Genomic DNA, 17528 nt, shown 5'->3' on the forward strand with positions numbered 1-17528 from the left:
TGGTAAGTAGTGAGAAAAGTTTATATTGGGATTTCCGGCATATTGCTTATGGCTGCTTCGCTTTATGCTAATTATTATTTAACCAATGCATCCCAAGTAAAGTTTAATTCAATTGATACCGTGAAACCGGTTAGAGTACTACAAAGTGGAGAGGTTATAGACACTAGTATGATTCGAATCGTGTCGATTCCTGAAGTTGCACATTCTTCTGAAGGTGTTAGAGATGTTAAAGAATTGATTGGGAAAGTAGTTGTTGTACCGATTGGCCAGAATGAAGAGATTCCGAATTGGAAGATTTCTGCAAAAAATACTGTTCCAGTACAAGGTGAAAGGTATGTAAGTTATAAGACTGATGTAATAGCCAATGTCAATAACATGGTTAGAAAAGGGGATCGTGTTGACGTATGGGTTGAATTTGAAACCCCAAAACTAATAAAAACTACATCTGGTACAGTCAGCGTGGGTTCTGCAAAAATACTTGAGAATTTAAAGGTTGCTGCTGTTAAGACGGCTGAAAGTATAGAGGTTTTGGATCATATTACATTAGATAACCTAGCTCAAAGCGACGCCACTCAGCTAAGTAATGCTCGAAGTAAACCGAATGGCAAGCCTGATAGTAATACATATATCATGGATGATGAAACAGCGGGGGCATTTACACTAGGTTCACTAGGTGGACGAATAAAGTTAACACTTCCAAATCTTGCTGTTCGTACCATGGATCCAACAAGAATTACGGATGTTTTCCGAGATCTACAATCGGCAGATGCCTTCACTAAGAATAAAAATGAGATATCTGTTAACGGTAACCTAAAAGAATCGGATATAAAAACTTCTGTACCTACTAAAATTTCGTCTAATCCTAAACCAGATGAGAAATCAACGACACCAAGGGTAACGGAGGTTAAATAATGAAGGTTCTGATAGCTATTCAAGATGCTCCAGCCATGGAAGCTTTCTTAGAATATAAGAAGTCAAATATGGATATTCAAATCATTGATACTCGAGATCAATTAATTTACAAAATTTCAGAACCATTTGAAGTTGTGGCAGTTGACTGTGGCCTATTTTATGATTTGTATCCTTGGGAATGGATGGTTGAGATCAAGAAAGGCCTTCCAGCAGCTACCGTGTTTATTGGCTTGAATGACAAAGTCTACGATTCAATCATGCTTGAGGTTATAAAGAAGTTAGCTTCTGATTTTGATTTTCAAGTTGTCCCTAGCCAATCTACGGTTAGCGAGTTGGCAGAAAAATTTTCTTCAGCAATATTTGGTACTGAGAAAGAAAGTCTACATGATGATATTGGAGTGGGGAAGTTTATCACGACTATATCAGGAGTTAGCGGAGACGGATCAACAACAATAGCAGAGAATCTAGCATTGTCGATAGCCTCCAAAACTAAGCTTCGAGTTTGCCTGATAGACGGTAATTTAAAAAGCCCATCAATGCGTGGGAATTTAAATCTGTCGGATCGAGAAAGATCAAATATTCAAATTAGGTCAAGGCTTCAAACCAACGCTTTAGAGCCGGATGATTTATTAAAAGCCTGTGTACCCTATAAACGGCTAGATAATTTATATGTATTGCCTGGAAGTAACCGAAGAGAAACAGCTTCAGATGTAACTCCAGAAATGATATTAAATTTAATGAGAATTGCTAGAAGTACTTTTCACATTACGATTATGGACGTCCAAACCTTCCCAGACAATGCTGCAACAATCTGTGGGATTCGCGGGTCGGACATGAGACTTTTAGTTGCCCAAAACAACTATGCTTCGTATATGGCCAGCTGGGGTGAATGGTTCGATTGTTACTGGAAGTATTGTGGTTTAGCCGGCGATGATTTCAAACTCGTTTTAAATAGATCTAATATGAACGAGAAGAAGGGAAAGCAAGTATCTGAATTTATCGGAATGGATCTTATTTCTGAAATACCAAATGTCTCTGGTGGGCTTGGCATAAAAGCTGTCCATGAAGGATTGCCTCTTTATCTTCAATCTGGTGCAGATGCATTTATCTCAGCAATTGACGAACTAGCATCAACAATTGTTGACGAAGAGTACAAAACTGAGATTAAAGAGGCTAAAACTAAGAAAATTAGCTGGTGGAATAAAGTGCTGAGGTAGGAGGAGTTCGTTTGAATTTAGCAGGAATTCGCATGAAGGTAAGACATGCATTTGATCCTTCCAAATATCTACTCGATATAAAACAAGCTCGTGTTTATGAGATGAAGAGGCCAACACTACTCTTGAGTGGACAAACGAGTAATAAGAGGATGTCATTATCCGAGGCTGCAAACTTAGTGTATGAACATCTTTTAGAAAGACAAGAAAAGGATCAAAAATTGCACGACGATATTATGAATGCAGGAATAGGAGATCCCCAGGCAAAAGAGAGAATGAAGGCGGTAATCGATACTTTGATCGTGGAATACCGTATTGACGTAGATCCAGATACTCTTATTGACGATTTGACGCCTTCTGAATGCATCTATGCGGAAACGTGCGGAGCGAGCCTAATTGAAGATTTGAAAGATCGTCCTGATGTTGAAGAAGTCCAAGTTATTGGGAATGACATATTCCTTATTATTAATGGTGACACCGTTCCTCAACACCGCACATTTAGTTCTTTGAAGGATGTAGAACTATTACAAGACCGACTTGCTCTATGTGGGAAAAAGCCGATAAATGACAGACAACCATGGGTACAGTCTTACATGTGGAATGGTTCTCGATTAGTCATGTCACGCGGACCGTATTCTGATGTCCCAAGTATATTTATTCGAAACTTTATTGTGAAGGATGCATCGTTAGAAGGCCTTGTTGAATTAAGAACTATTGATAAAACAATGAAGGATTTACTTCAGTTATTAATAAGATATCATGCGTGCATTTTGGTGGGAGGTTCAACAAATACGGGGAAAACAACCACCCTCTACGCACTGTGCCAAGAAATTCCTGAAAACGAAAGAATCCGGACACTCGAGCCTGAATTTGAGATTGCATTACGTAGAAGGCTAAAAGGAAAACGAAGTATTTTAGCTGTTCGAAAAGTCGACGACATTGGCCTAACGATGGAAGAGGCGTTTAAACCTCTGCTCGTGATGTCACCGCACTGGGTTATTTTGGGAGAGGGTAAAGGCTCCGAGATCAGTCAAGCTGTACAAGGTGCTCTGCGTGGTCATGACGTCTTAGCTACAATGCATACAAAGTTTAGGGATTCCTTTCTCTCTGATGTAGAAGACATGATTAAACAAGATGGTAGATTACATGACCCTGTAGATACAAAAAAGAGAATTGCTCGTGCTTTCAATATTATTATATTTCAAAGATTATTAAAAATTAACTCAGTGAATTATCGAAAATGTACGGAAATTACGGAATTATCTGTTGATGAAAATGGAGAAGTCCATGTTCGCCCTCTAATTGACTTTGATTATATGAAACATGATTGGTTTGCCCCAGGTAACAAAATAAGCAAACCGTTAATGGAACATATGATTTCAAATGGTGCTGATCCCAATGAGTTCCGCAGATTAGGGTTTTGGTAGCAAATTGTATGGAAGGGAGGGATTAGAAGTGTATTTTAGTCTTAAAATTCCATTTGACGTTATCTTAGGGACGATACGAGGAACTTTTCTTGCATTTTGGATAATTGGGTCACTGTTAGTCATTCTAGTTTTACTGCAGATAATGGCAAACACAATTCAAAGAAAGAAAAGATTTCGAACGGTTGATGGAGGAAAACGGAAAAGTTCAATAAATCTGAGGGAAATACCCCTAATACGGAAATTTTCAGAAGAAATTGAAATTGCTGAAATAAAAGTTCCAGTCGAAGTGATTCTTTCTCTCATGCTTATTTTTTTCTTGTCGGGGTCATTTGGATCAAATGGAATCATCTACATTTTACAACAACAATTTGCATCAGGTTCGGATCGCGCAGCTGCTACGAATTCATGGTTTTTAAGTATATTTCTTGGGTTACTCTTCTCTAGCTTTCCTTACTTCTATGTAAGATTCAAGTTGCAAAGGAAAAGGACTAAAATTGCCATGCAAATGATTGCTTTGGTACAAAATATTATTGGGTTTTATAGGCCTAATATTTTGACAATCGAACTTGTTAAAAAAGCAACTCCAACAGTACCAGATGAAGTAAGAACAGAGTGGAAGAGGTTGCTGAGCGCACTGAGTCTGCAATCCATAGAGAAGTCATTATATGATTTTTCGAAAAGAATCGATAACGATTGGTCCGAAGATTTAGTAGATACACTGATAATAGGATCGACTGGCGTTAATATCTCTGGGGCGCTACAAAAATTAGTAAAAGATATGATGACCTCCAAACGAAATGAAGAAAAAAGACTCGTAATGGTTACGGTATATAGGGTTGGTACTAGTCTTTTGGTGGGCTTTTCGTTTGTTATTGTACTATTTAATATCTGGGGTGATGGATCTAACTACAAGCATTACTTTATTGATCCGGCAGGTAAATTCATTATGTTTCTTGCCATTCTTGTCTTTTTCTTTTCAATGGTCATGGTATTGCGAACAGGAAAAAAACAGTTTTAGGAGGACAGAGCTAACATGCAAATCAGTCAAATGTTTTGGATCGATGGCTTAAAGATACTCCTAACTTTGGTGTTCTCTGCAGGCGCGCTTGCATTTTGGCTTACGGTTTTGAGTAATATCAGATTTAGTCGGAATAGTCGTTTATCAATGTTAGTCGAGAGGTTAAAAGAAAGGCAAAAAGAGAGCGACCTGATCGAGAAATTAGAAAACGATGACGATATGCCAACGATCGTTAGGAATTATTACCAAAAGGCACGATTGGCAGGATTACCAACAAGTTTAACATATGAGTATTTTCAAATTATGCGATGGTCCGTAACGATTATATTATTAATTTTTGTATGTATGTCTCAAGTAAGAACTCTAGACATGCTTCGTAATTATACGATAGGTGCATATATGTTCTTAGTTTTGATGTTAGTTATGATTGGTTTGATTGGTTATTGGTTACCTTATTTTATTATCATATCGCTGGCAGCAGACAAGAAAACGAAAATATTAATGGAAATTGCAAAGCTTTCACAAAGGTTAGCGCTTTTGGTGAATGACAAAGCAGATGTTAGAGATACTTTTCTAAGAGCGAGTAGGCCATTAAATATATTAAAAGGGCCTATTAATGAGATGGCAACGATGTGGGGTAAAAATCAGAAACTGGCCATCAAAAGATTTAAAGACAGCGTAGGCATTCCAGAAGTATATCCATTAGTGAACGCATTAATTTCCTTAAGTGATGCAGATTCAAAAGAAATATCACACTTATTATTGACCGAAACCAAAAATATAGATGACACCTTAGAATCTGATGTCAATAGAAGAATTGAAAATGCACCATTGTGGATTAGTTTCTACGTCATGATTCCATTTGGCATGGACATTGTTTTATTTCTTTACCCTTGGTTGATTTCAGTAAAGTCACAAATACTTACCAGTTACACTACACCCTAGGAAAGGAGCTATATAGGCATGACAAAGCTTATTATAACAATACTCATGTGCGTATTAGTTGGTGGTTCATGCTTGTACGTCATGGGTACATTAATACTTCCGTCAGCAAGTGATGCCGGAAGTACTCAGAAGACGAAAATCCATAACGCTTTTCAATAACGTGAAATAAAAAATAGTGGAGGTAAAAACATGACAAAATTAATTATGATTATTCTGGTATGTGTACTGGTAGCAGGGGCTGGACTCTATATTTTAGGAGTTCAGGTTGTTCCAGGTGTTAAGACAAAGGGTACCTCCATAAATACAACTGTAACCGGAGCTACCGTTAATTCCACGACTGGTGTAATTACAATTACGGCTCCTTAAATGACAAAACTCCTAACTACACTGTTGCTAGTCATTTTGGTTTTTGGGACGGGAATTTATATTTTTTCCGGCAATGGCGGTTTGAATAATGAAGTTACTAATGGACACACTTCGGTAACTACAAAAGTTCGAAGCTTTGATTATGTAACCAATTAATTGTAAGACAGCCATTCTTAATAAATTCGTTTTACTTCGGAGGTTTTGAAGTGACAAAGTTAATAATGATTATCCTGGTATGTGTTTTAGTTGCAGGGGCAGGGTTGTATATCTTAGGGGTCCAAGTTGTGCCAGGTGTGAAGACAAAAGGTACGACTATAAATACAACAGTTACAGGAGCTTCAGTTAGTTCCCTCACAGGCGATGTTACGATTTCTGCGCCATAAATGATATTTATCGTAACTCGTTTTTGACAGGGTCCTGTATGGGAAAGATGATATTTTTACCCATACAGGTTTTATTAATTTGACAATAACCATCTTTAGGGTGAATAAAATATTCTTAGAAGCGACATGGGGGACAAAATGAACCGGAAATGGATCAGAGTTATTAATGATGATAGGGGTATTGTAAACCTGCTTGTAACCCTTTTGGTTATGCCATTACTTCTATTCTTGAGTTTTACAATTATCCCTTTCTTTGTTTACACGATGAAGGCTGATCACGTGAACATGATTGCCAACCATGCATTAAAAGAGGCTGAAGCGGTTGGGTATCTGAGTCCAGCTATTATTGCAGAGACCAATTCAAGATTTACAGCATTAGGACTTGGCGCAATAACGATCGCTGGGAATAGCTATCCTAGCTATGCTGGTAGCACATTATCAAAAGTACTTAGGGACGACCCTGATCCATCAATTACTGTTATTGTTAAATATCCGGCGCCTAACTTAACAAAAATATTATTTGCAATCGGCGGAAGTAGTAGTAACCAGCCAACAGAAGGTTTTTACTATATTCCTCTCTATGGGAGGAGTGAAGCCTACGAATGATACCTATAGTTTCGCAAAAAGCGAAAAAAAATAAGTGGTTGGTGCCACTGCAGGATGAAAGAGGTAGCGTTCATATCTTATTGTTTACACTTCTTGCTACGATGTCGATCGTGTGGATATGGATAACAGCAACTAATTGGATGACGCAATCTCTCATGATGAACAAAACGAAACCTATGCTCGATTTGTCAACGCATGCAGCTTCCCTTGATATTGACAAAACAGAGGCAGCCTATGGAAGATTAGTTTGGGATAGCCAAGTTGGTACAAATAGCTTTTATTATTATTTAAGAAAAAATCTTAGACTGGATGCCACAAACGGTCCGTTAAATGGAAGTCCTCTTAAGGTATCACCAATAATTCATGACTTGGAATTCGTTACGAATACCTCATATCCATACTATTTGCATAAAGAGATTACTGTGTACGCGGGTACGTCTGATGAGACGACTAGGGAAGTCGATGTTACCATTTATGGTCCATCGGTAGTGGCAATTATTGAAATCAGACATCAACTACTTGGACTTGGACGAAGTGAACCTGTAGTTCTTAGCAGTGTCTCCAGCGTAAGAATGCGCTAATAAAAAAAGTTGGATGTTAGGAGGGAGAATGTTGTTGGACCATATATTAATGGAAAGAATGCGGAAGCATCACGTGGAAAGTTATTACCATTCCTTACGCGTTTCTCTACTTTGTTTTCAAGTTGCCCAAAGATCAGGTTTGGCAGTTGATACATGCATTGCTGCATTAAGAACAGGATTATTACATGATATAGGAAAACTAAGAGTACCTGTTGAGATTTTATCTAAGAAGGGATCACTTACAAAATTAGAATATGAAGTAGTTCAAACACATGTAAGGAGCGGAGTCCGAATTCTATCAAAATTATCCTATGATGGAATAATTATTGACGGAGTCAGTGGTCATCATGAGAGGGAGGATGGGAGTGGGTACCCTTACCAATCTACTAATCACACTATTATATCTCGAATTGTTGCTGTATGCGATGTGTATGATGCTATGACAGAAAAAAGAGAATATAAAGAAGAGTTAGATAAATCATTTGTAATACATGAAATGGAACGTGGTCGTCTAGGTTCATTTCATCTAGGTTATGTGGATATACTCAAAAATATCGTTCATCAGGAGTTGTCTTCAAAGATACAACCCGCTTCCAAACGAGTAATATAAAAGGTTTATTCAAAAGAAGAAGAAGAAAAACGGTAGTAAGAAATTATAAAATAACTTTGAAATACCAATATATTAATATATAATTATATATATTAATATATTGGTATTTTTAAACTAGAAGTTAATACAATACATCAAAGGACGATATGATGGCGAGTTACGGTGACGGGTGACTGGTATGTAATAATAATTTCCTCATTTAAAGTTCAAAAGAATATTCAGTAAAAGCAGAGGGGATTTCTATGAAACGAAAAATTCTTGTATTAATGAGCGCACTTACATTTGCAACAACTACGGGGTGTAACTCTGTTGAAATTTCCGCGGCAAGCAGTTCAAGTAGTTTACCTACTACTGTTCAGTTTAAGGATATTGCAGGACATTGGGCAAAGAGCTCAGTTGAAATCGCAATTTCAAAAGGATACATCGATGGTTATGAGGACCAAACTTTTCGGCCAGAGAAGAATGTAAGCAGAGCTGAGTTTATTAAAATGGTGGTTACAGCCATGAAAGTAACTGTGAATAGTCAAGACTCAAGTTCTGATTGGTCAGTTCCCTTTGTATCTGCTGCAATTGAAAAGGGTATCCTTCGAGACACCGATTTCGAAAGTGATAAAAAGAATGAACCAATTTCTCGGTTAGAAATGGCCAGAATTGCATTAAGAGCAACGGATAGCACACTTCAAAACAAGGCAGTTACTATTGATAACAGTTCTGTCATGTATAATTCAACAAAGATTGGTCTTATTCAAGGAATGGTTAAGGGGGCTTTGGAGCCTGAAAACTCTACTACTCGTGCCCAATCAGTAACAATTATCGAGCGTATTTTAAAAGTCAATCTAGGTGAGAAATTAGAAATTGATAAATACGCAGTAGGGAATGCTGAGTTGGCACTTAAACACACTAATATTTTTTCTATGATTCCTATTTTTGGTGGAAAACAGAACACCGACGAACACTTTGGTATAACTCCATATAACCCAACTAAACTTATTATGGAGACACCTGACGGAAAATATAAGGGTCAGATTGATCAAATCATTGCTGTGGATATGGATAATCCAAATGACCCAAATAGGGATATTGTCGGAAATATTAGTGAAATGAAGTGGTGGGCTGAAGGCGTTAGGAAGTTTGATTTTCATGTTTCTGATCTTAAAAACTATTACATTATAGTGGTGAAAAGTCATCTGGATTTTAATAAAGATGAAAGTCTTTATGCTAAAAATACCAAACCTTTGTTAAGTTTTACTGGTATTTCGAGTTCTGATTCAACAGCTCTAAAAAATGGTACACTCAATACTCTTGGTCTGGTTTTTATAGATCGACCTGGGGACACAAATTTGTTTGTTATGCCTAAGTCTGGATATGTTATTGACGGTGGGATACAGATTAGAATTGAAGCTCCTGCCATTCCGCCTCAAAAAAACTATGGTAGAAATATTGTTGACATTACAGCATCGTTTCTAGCGAAATAGGCGGTGATTCTATGAAGTTGTCCAAATTCAGGAGGAGAACTAAACTTTTAAGTTTATTAATTTTGTTTCTTTTATTATTTGAATCTCTACCTTATCAGTATTTAGGCGAATGGATAACAAAGGCTTTTGCTGCTCCTGTTACAAGTATAACGTTTCCAATCGATTATAATGGAACGGGGGCTGATGCAAATGGAAATCATTATTCTAAATATAGCCATGTTTCTGGTGCTAAGGTCAATGGTTTGACGGTACCTCCTGGAAAAGCTATAACTCGTATTTTGCATGGAACTGAGGATGTTACACCACCTGCTGCTGTAGGATTGAATAGTTATACAGGACCGTTGAATGATATACATTCATCCGGATCTGCGATACCTGTAACTTCCAAAAATAATGAGAACGGCGCACGAGGGTACTATGCGTGGTTTAGATACATTCCAACAGACCCGCATAAACTAAATTGGTACGCAGACGTAACAGGGGGGGACGGTAATACACACCGTATAAATTGCGGACCTTCTCTGGGGACTTCTGACGGAATACACCATCAGACTACGGGAGCTCCTACAGAATTAGTAGCTGGATATAATATGCCAGAGGTTCCTTATTGTTCATCCAATGAGACCGAGTTTTCCGCAATGCAGCATTTGGGTTTAGATTCTATTATTGAAAATTCATATAGAACAAATGTCGGAGACTTATATGTTCCATATGAGGCAGTTAATACAAACTCATCTTCTGGTTCTGCAGTAGTTAATGAGAGGGTTAATATAACGGGACCTACTGGAAGCGGATTTCCTAGAGCCGAGACCATAAACGTTATTCAAGTAAACGGAGATTCTTCTGACGCTAGTAAATTTAGAGTAATTTATGATCAAAATTTCTCTGATTTTATTCCTGGTCTTGATTCAGAGTCTCCTGATCCTGGCAATGGTTCAAGAGTTAGAGTATGGTTTGCTGCATTCAGAGTGAATGTTAGTGGAACTACATTTCAATATGATTCAAATGTTAAGGTGGAATATGATACTCCCACAGGAGCAGCAAACTTAGTAGCAGGTGCAATTAATGGGCCTTCATGTGTACAAGTTAATACGTCTACCAATTTTACTTTTACTGTAAGCAATGCGGGTGGTACTGACATAACAACAGCCTTTAACGTGAAAGTCTTAATCGACGGTTCAACTTACCAGACATATAACTACTCAGGACTTAATTCTGGTCAACAAAAAACAGAAAACTTCACAAAGTCTTTTTCAGGAACTTCTCCTTACGGAGTAGCTATTATTATTGACACTGTGACAGTTGAAAGTAGTACCTCTGATAACAGTAAGTCAATTACGGTAACTCCTCAAGCATCGTGCGCTGTTGTACCTCCTACCGAAGTAATAACTGCCAATTTCAAAATTGATAAGCCTTCAATTGAATTTGGGCAATCGAACGGTATTACAGCCGATGGTATTTCCGTTACTGGAGGCAATGGTTGTGGTATTCAACAGGTAGCCTATACGGTTTCACAAAATGGAAACTCAAAGGTGTATTCTAATACCGGTGCTTTTTCATTCAATGTTGGTGCCTTACCACCAGACCCAGGTTGGATGACAATAGGAACTGTCAGTGTCTCACTTAAAGTTACGTCCACATGTGGTGGAGAAGCAACGGCAGGTCCGAAAACATTCCAAGTTGTATCACCAGCATCATGCACAGGATCTAATAGTCCGCCAGTGGTACATGTTGGATGGTTCAATGCAGGGGACTCTTTTAGTTTTACTCCTGAGAATATGTTTCCTGTAAATGAACGTGTTTGGTTGAGGGTAATACAAAAACCAGCTATGTATCCGGGAGATCAAGATGAACCTTATGACCCTGATGGAGATCCTTACTTTCTTACATGGGACTTCCCAGGAAGTTCTAGTTCATGGGTCAAACAACTAGAAACCGATTATGGTTTATGGAATCACGAACCTTTCGGTTGGACATACAATTTTAACGCTAACGTCCTTGGTATTCATAACATAAAAGTAACGGCAACGGATAAATGCGGCAATCAATCCCAAACTTCTGCGAACATGAGCGTTGTGCCTCCGAATCCAGTGCCAGTTATTTCGCTGCCGCCTAAAGTAGTGGAAGGGCGTTCGTATACGCCTGCAATTGATGGATCGAGGAGTTATAGCCCACTAAAACGGTCCATTGTTAATTACAATTGGAACGGTACTAATTTGCCAATATATCCGAGCGCAGGTAATTACAATATCAAATTAGACGTTACGGATAGTGGCGGGTTAACTTCACTAAATCCAGCAGTTTCCGTGTTAACAGTACTAGAAGACTTAGCACCAATAGCTAATTTAAGCTATGCAACTGTTGGGATCAGAAACGTTCCGCTGAATTTTACGGATCAGTCGTTTTCTCCTGATAATGATCCCATTATGCTACATACCGTAAAGTACATTTGTGATCGGAATAATAACGGATCGTACAGCGACGAAACATACACGACCGTCACACTTGATGCCTCGGGAAAATTTGTACTTAATCCTACTCAAGTGGGAAAATGTAACGTCCATATTCATATTAAGGAAGGACTTGGACTTCAGAAGTCAGCAGATAAAGATTTCCATTTTGAAATTGTAAATGATGCACCAACTGCGGATTTCTACATACAGGGTGCTGATTATGCCCCACCTGAGTATGTATCTACCACGTATACGGCAGCTGATCTAGCAGGCGGTACTTGGCAATCGTATGACCGAAGAAACTACGTGCCTTATGCTGGAGAAGGTGCTATTGAATCCTATGCTGTCCCTAGTGCAGGAAATTTCAAAGGTCTTAGCGCAAGTAATTTGACGTCCAAGGTTATGAGTTATTCATGTTCCGATACCTATTATAATGGTTGCGGGAATCCTTCCGCTGGCGGGATGATAACCCCTAGTTTGTTCCAGTACGGGAGTGCCTACCCAGGGTTTATGAATATAAATGCCACGGTGGCTAACTACAAGCCGGTTCAGTACATGGGTAATTATGGATACGCCGAAATAATAGGAAAAGATCTCGAAAACGATCGAATATGGTATCGGTCCGTCTATTGGAATAACAGTTGGCAAAGGAACCAGATCAGTGAATGGGTATTCAAAATATCTGACCTAGAAAGATCGGCTAAGGGTGAAGGGTTTGTTGCGTTTCCTCTCCATAAAATCTTAGATTTCTACTCATCCGTAGGTAATGGATGGGCTATGCCACCAACCCCTGCGGCACCAATATGGTATGGTATACCCGCAAAGGCATCATCACCGCTTGCTGGGCAAATGCCCTATACCTGGACTTGGCAGACTGACGACGGTAACGAAGTCTACACCGGAGTTACATCGGCAGTTGTGCCATATGCGAAGGATAGGGCGGGCAACAGTTATGCGTACACGGCTGTAAATTACCCACCTTTCTGCTCTCTCAGCAAGCTCAACCCTGGAGGTACGGTATTGTGGACGAAACAGATAACTGGTTGTGATCCCTTACAAAGCGGTCAAGGATCAGATCTTATACCATTAATAGTTTCTGATGACAATGCTTATGTGATTATTACCAAACCAGGAGCTTCACAAGTTTTGAATAATAACACTGGTGCAGTTATCAAGACTTTTGGGGCAAAGGAAACCCCACAAATAGTAAACGGTAATGTTGTGATGTATAAGACTGGGGACAGTTACACGGTTCCACATGACATAAAATTTTACAACGTAGGTACAGGGGTAACGACCACCGCATCAAGTAGTAATGGCGGGGTATCAAGTATAACCATGTCAAGTGATGGTGTCATAACTTACCTGGCTTGGGAGGACAATGGTACTGGTGTATATAGTTATTATGTCTACAACGTCACAACTACCGGATCTTTAATTAGTAAGTTTAATGTCGGACTTTTGGGATGTTATGGGGCTTTGCCTAATATGTTTTACAGTGGAGATGCAACTCTAACCTTTACTTGTTTTAATGATTATGGTGACAGGTCAGGAGTAACGGTTATTAGCACACTGAAAACTGATGTTGACCCGAGCCGGGGGCTGACAGGGTCTGGGCAATTGTACAACACATCTGCTCAGTTAGCTGATGGAGAAGTATTGGCAAAGCTTAAGTTTAACTATGATAGCTTAAGTGATTCTACAACAGCTGGGGTCGCAGGTCGTATTCAAGACAAGAATAATATGTATCGTCTTGAGGTGTCACCAAAGAAAACGACACTGGTTAAGTATGTAGGTGGTGTTAGAACTGTATTGTCAGAAGTCCCTTACCAACTGACTTGGAGAACTTATCACACGGCCAAGTTAAAAATGACTGGTACGCTTATCAAAGCTTATGTAAACGGTGTGCCATTAATTAACGTAACCGATACTTCTTTCAGTAGTGGCTCATTCGGACCGTATTCAGAAATGGCTAATTCACTGATAAAAGACTTCACTACAATTAAGTACCTAAACAGTAGTTCAGTAACTGAGAACATTGGTATTGTTGGGGACTCGCTTGATTATGTGACTAGCTACTCAGATATAGAGAATGATCCAGCTGTTACGGTATTAAACAAGTGGTCTTACACACATGTGAATCCAACGAAGTTTTTAGATGCAGGGGACGGCTACTCAGGATTATCGGTATATAACGGTCTAGTGACTACATCACCTCGTCTCACAATGGATAAAGTGGGAGTTTACAAAATCGACTATCAATTGCCTGATGACCCTGCACCAATTGGGTTTAAATATCCTAATCCAAATTTCGCGGCGTATATGCAATATTCAGATCCTTCGTCTCAAACAGTGATAATACATCGTAGACCGATCAACATATTTACTGCTGTTATAGGTGCTGACTTACTTGTACACTACACGGAAAACGGTTATGACCCTGATAGATGGCTAAGTTCATCGGTTTATTCCACGGAACCGACTGGTATTAATTATCAGACCACTCGTGGAATAGTAGAGCGTAAATACAACTACACTGCACCGAATGGCACTACAGCTAGTGGACAGCTTATTAGACCATCACAGCCTGGGGTATATACCATAAGAGAAGCAGTAAGAGACGAATATGGAGCATGGTCGGATTGGGAAGAACAATCTGTGACCGTGGCTGCACCACCAGTAAATAATCCGCCATCAGTCGTACAAACATTTCCTACTGGATCTTTTGCTAGTCCAGATTATACTAATTCCTTGACTCCAACGATAACTTGGCAGCAATCTGACCCAGATATTGGAACGCTCTTCACTCAAGCACACGTGGTAGTAAAGGACGCGTCTGGGACGACCGTGATTGATAAGGTGTTTGCACAAAATACGTCGTCTACTTCTGGCAGATGGACTCTAAACACTTCATTGGCCATCGGACAGAAGTATCAAGTACAGGTACGGACACAGGATGACGGAGGTTTGTGGTCGCCATGGTCTACTACTGGGTGGTTAATTACTAACCGTCCACCTGTCGCTACCATGGTGGATCCAAACGGTACACAAGCAGGTCCAACAATTTTTAGTAACTTGCGGCCAAACCTGAGATGGAATCAAAACGATCCAGATCCAGGAACAACTTTTACGTACTTTCAAATTCAAATCACTAATGAAGCAAATGACACGATGATTTTAGATTCGGGTCAGTATTGGCAAGGATCGAACTCCGCAACTGGAAGTTGGGCTGTAAACGCAAATCTACCTGCAGGCCAAAAATTAAGAGTTCGTGTTAGGGTGTACGATGGGATGATTTGGTCAGATTGGTCTTCGCAGACCTGGCTTTATATAAACCGACCGCCGACAGGGAATATTTCCTTTTCAACCCCCATGTACGAACACGATACACCTACTTTTACAGTGACACAATCAGATCCGGATGGCGATAATGTCTCTATAAAAGTGGAGTATTCATTTAATGGAGGAGCCTTCTCTACGATTAGTCAGTGGTCTGCAGTTGCATCAGGTACAAATAAAGTGTTCCTGTTCGGTCCATTGGACAAAGGGAATTATGTAATGCGGCTTACGCTTGATGATGGGAAGAATGGGATATACACAAATACATATCCGTTTACTGTAAGCCCACTATCCATTACTGGCCAGGTATCACATACACCAGAGTGGGAGAGTTATCGATTGAAATGGAATAGTAAATTCCCTCTTAAATCGCATGAACCTAATGACTTTTGGGCAGGTGAAGTATTGGTACTATCTGCGCAAGTATCGGATACTGGAACGAGTTTAACAAAACCACTTTCGCTAACTGCAACACTAGTAGAAACAAGTTATGCAACATCATTGAATACAAACAACAGCATTAATTATAACGGTCTTATGATGAATCTTAACTTCGTTAATTTATTATCCGATGGGGCATATAAAATGAGATTTACAGTCAATTGGTCTAATGGTCTGGTACAATCCGTTGATGTTCCTTTTAACATTAAAAAGAATGTTTTTGAAGCAATTAGAAATCAGATTAGAAATTAACCACATGAAACAAGAGATAAGGCAGCAAGGTGTTGGAGGACATTAAAGTTTTGAAGTAGACATTAAAGTAATGAATTAGACAATAAAGTTCTGAAGTAACAAACTAAGTTTTGAAATTAAATAGGCGTTCACTCTATTGGGTGAACGCCTATTTAATTTTGTGTATGGAGGGAAACGGGCAGATTAGTTGAAGCATCACAAGTATTTCTTCACACTACCCCTTTACTATCGCTATGTCAGTTGGGAACCGCAATTTCAAATCTGGATGTCGTGCTCGCGAGGGTTCCATTTTGTTAGATTACTAATATTGGGGGTGGGATCCAATATAAATAGGGTGGCTTATGGGGGTACATGGTGAGTCTTTTTGAATCTAGTATAAAAATGATAGATTCGGGGAATACTATTTTCATAGGGAGGTGATAATATGGCACGTTTAAAGCAAAAAGCACTCATTAATCAGTATCATTTTCTTATGTACATAAAAACTGGTGATCAACAACACCTGAAAAAAATAAATAAAAAATAGATCAAGTCTGCAGATAATGATATAAGAGAGGTGTATCTATGTGGGTTATTAACAAAATCATATGTGCAGTAGAGTTTTTGGCTTTTGTAGAGGCTCTTATGCTAGAGCATGAGTAGAATCGTGGCGAATTTCAACAGTACAAAATATTCAGAAGGAATGACACGTGCTCAAAGCACAAAATTGTACAAAATGGGTATGTGGTGCGGTCGGATTTATTAGATTGGACATGATTACTTTTTAATAGAATGACATGGCAAAATTCACCTTAAAGATACTAAGATATATAAAGAAGGATGAGGCAGATGGTTGCCTCGTCCTTTTTTTTGATTGCTCAATTAACTAACCTTGCTATCCCCAAAATTGCAACCATTGAAAAAAAGGTTTTAATGCAAAATATTCCAGCACGGTGAATCCTACCCCAATAGCCAGTAGCGTAACTAATGGCTGCTTATACTCAATTTTACGCTTTATTAAGAAATTAAATAGTAGTAGGAGTAGACTGAGAAGAAATGTGTTAAGAATTGTCACCATTAATGGGAAAAATCCAATCGATATGCCTATAAAGAAGAGAATTACAATGTCACCGCCACCAATATCAAATCCGAATACGGCAAGGATGTAAAATACAATTGCTGGAAGTATAGCGAATAGATAAAATAGATATCCTTCTGGGTGGTACAAACATCGCAGAATAATTACAATAACTGTCGCAGGGAAACTAACATGCCTATAAATACGCCTAGTTCTAAGGTCGGTATATCCACAAACTAGCATTACAATTGAAAACAGACAATAAATCAATATACAAATTATATCTTGCGAATACTCGTTGAGCTGCATAGTTAACTCCTTATATCCATTCACTCAATTTTCCAAGTAAAGAGTATCTCTCAGTTGAGCATCTATACACTTCTATAACGCTTTAATTCTTTAGATAGGTGGGTCAATAACTATCGTAAAGAGATTAATCCTTTAGGTTA

General features: G+C 38.8%; 13 protein-coding genes. 12 read left to right on the forward strand and 1 reads right to left on the reverse strand.

The window, feature by feature from the left end:
• Positions 1-9 precede the first annotated feature (9 nt).
• The 12 genes from AC58QO_RS28055 to AC58QO_RS28110 all read left to right on the forward strand — a co-directional run bounded on the left by AC58QO_RS28055 (position 10) and on the right by AC58QO_RS28110 (position 16022).
• A complete protein-coding gene (locus AC58QO_RS28055; protein ID WP_497271404.1) occupies positions 10-912 on the forward strand; it encodes a CpaB family protein in 903 nt (300 codons plus the stop codon).
• Positions 912-2129 carry a CpaE/TadZ family protein gene (locus AC58QO_RS28060; protein ID WP_497271405.1) on the forward strand — a complete coding sequence of 406 codons (1218 nt, stop codon included), beginning with the start codon at positions 912-914 and terminating at the stop codon, positions 2127-2129. The genes AC58QO_RS28055 and AC58QO_RS28060 overlap by 1 nt, the downstream gene beginning before the upstream one ends.
• Positions 2130-2140: 11 nt before the next feature.
• A complete protein-coding gene (locus AC58QO_RS28065; protein WP_497271407.1) occupies positions 2141-3553 on the forward strand; it encodes an ATPase, T2SS/T4P/T4SS family in 1413 nt (470 codons plus the stop codon).
• 28 nt (positions 3554-3581) lie between these two features.
• The gene (locus tag AC58QO_RS28070) at positions 3582-4571 is read left to right on the forward strand and encodes a type II secretion system F family protein (RefSeq protein WP_497271409.1); all 990 of its coding nucleotides are present in this window, start codon (positions 3582-3584) and stop codon (positions 4569-4571) included.
• 15 nt (positions 4572-4586) lie between these two features.
• Positions 4587-5516: a type II secretion system F family protein gene (locus AC58QO_RS28075; protein ID WP_497271411.1), complete on the forward strand. Its 930-nt coding sequence runs from the start codon at positions 4587-4589 to the stop codon at positions 5514-5516.
• 189 nt (positions 5517-5705) lie between these two features.
• Positions 5706-5882 (forward strand): hypothetical protein, encoded by a 177-nt coding sequence (locus AC58QO_RS28080; protein ID WP_497271413.1) that lies wholly within the window; start codon positions 5706-5708, stop codon positions 5880-5882.
• A gap of 206 nt (positions 5883-6088) precedes the next feature.
• Positions 6089-6265, forward strand: a complete 177-nt coding sequence (locus AC58QO_RS28085; RefSeq protein WP_497271415.1) for a hypothetical protein — start codon at positions 6089-6091, stop codon at positions 6263-6265.
• Between the two features lie 138 nt (positions 6266-6403).
• The gene (locus AC58QO_RS28090; protein ID WP_497271417.1) at positions 6404-6871 is read left to right on the forward strand and encodes a hypothetical protein; all 468 of its coding nucleotides are present in this window, start codon (positions 6404-6406) and stop codon (positions 6869-6871) included.
• A complete protein-coding gene (locus AC58QO_RS28095) occupies positions 6868-7452 on the forward strand; it encodes a hypothetical protein (protein ID WP_497271419.1) in 585 nt (194 codons plus the stop codon). Before AC58QO_RS28090 ends, AC58QO_RS28095 begins: the two co-directional genes overlap by 4 nt.
• Before the next feature lie 34 nt (positions 7453-7486).
• Positions 7487-8062 carry an HD-GYP domain-containing protein gene (locus AC58QO_RS28100; RefSeq protein ID WP_497271421.1) on the forward strand — a complete coding sequence of 192 codons (576 nt, stop codon included), beginning with the start codon at positions 7487-7489 and terminating at the stop codon, positions 8060-8062.
• A 242-nt stretch (positions 8063-8304) separates the two neighbouring features.
• Positions 8305-9537, forward strand: a complete 1233-nt coding sequence (locus tag AC58QO_RS28105) for an S-layer homology domain-containing protein (protein ID WP_497271423.1) — start codon at positions 8305-8307, stop codon at positions 9535-9537.
• Between the two features lie 11 nt (positions 9538-9548).
• Entirely contained in the window at positions 9549-16022 is a 6474-nt protein-coding gene (locus AC58QO_RS28110) for a glycoside hydrolase family 78 protein (protein WP_497271425.1), read from the forward strand.
• An 874-nt stretch (positions 16023-16896) separates the two neighbouring features.
• On the opposite strand, the gene AC58QO_RS28115 is transcribed toward AC58QO_RS28110, so the two are convergent.
• Positions 16897-17388 (reverse strand): prepilin peptidase, encoded by a 492-nt coding sequence (locus AC58QO_RS28115; RefSeq protein WP_497271427.1) that lies wholly within the window; start codon positions 17386-17388, stop codon positions 16897-16899.
• Positions 17389-17528: the final 140 nt, after the last annotated feature.

Source organism: Paenibacillus sp. J31R30 (genome assembly GCF_059692115.1).

Bases quoted from the DNA above. Each gene is read 5' to 3' on its own strand.
- AC58QO_RS28060 (WP_497271405.1), top strand. From the start codon at position 912: ATGAAGGTTCTGATAGCTATTCAAGATGCTCCAGCCATGGAAGCTTTC.
- AC58QO_RS28075 (WP_497271411.1), top strand. From the start codon at position 4,587: ATGCAAATCAGTCAAATGTTTTGGATCGATGGCTTAAAGATACTCCTA.
- AC58QO_RS28080 (WP_497271413.1), top strand. From the start codon at position 5,706: ATGACAAAATTAATTATGATTATTCTGGTATGTGTACTGGTAGCAGGG.
- AC58QO_RS28090 (WP_497271417.1), top strand. From the start codon at position 6,404: ATGAACCGGAAATGGATCAGAGTTATTAATGATGATAGGGGTATTGTA.
- AC58QO_RS28095 (WP_497271419.1), top strand. From the start codon at position 6,868: ATGATACCTATAGTTTCGCAAAAAGCGAAAAAAAATAAGTGGTTGGTG.
- AC58QO_RS28105 (WP_497271423.1), top strand. From the start codon at position 8,305: ATGAAACGAAAAATTCTTGTATTAATGAGCGCACTTACATTTGCAACA.
- AC58QO_RS28110 (WP_497271425.1), top strand. From the start codon at position 9,549: ATGAAGTTGTCCAAATTCAGGAGGAGAACTAAACTTTTAAGTTTATTA.
- AC58QO_RS28115 (WP_497271427.1), bottom strand. From the start codon at position 17,388: ATGCAGCTCAACGAGTATTCGCAAGATATAATTTGTATATTGATTTAT.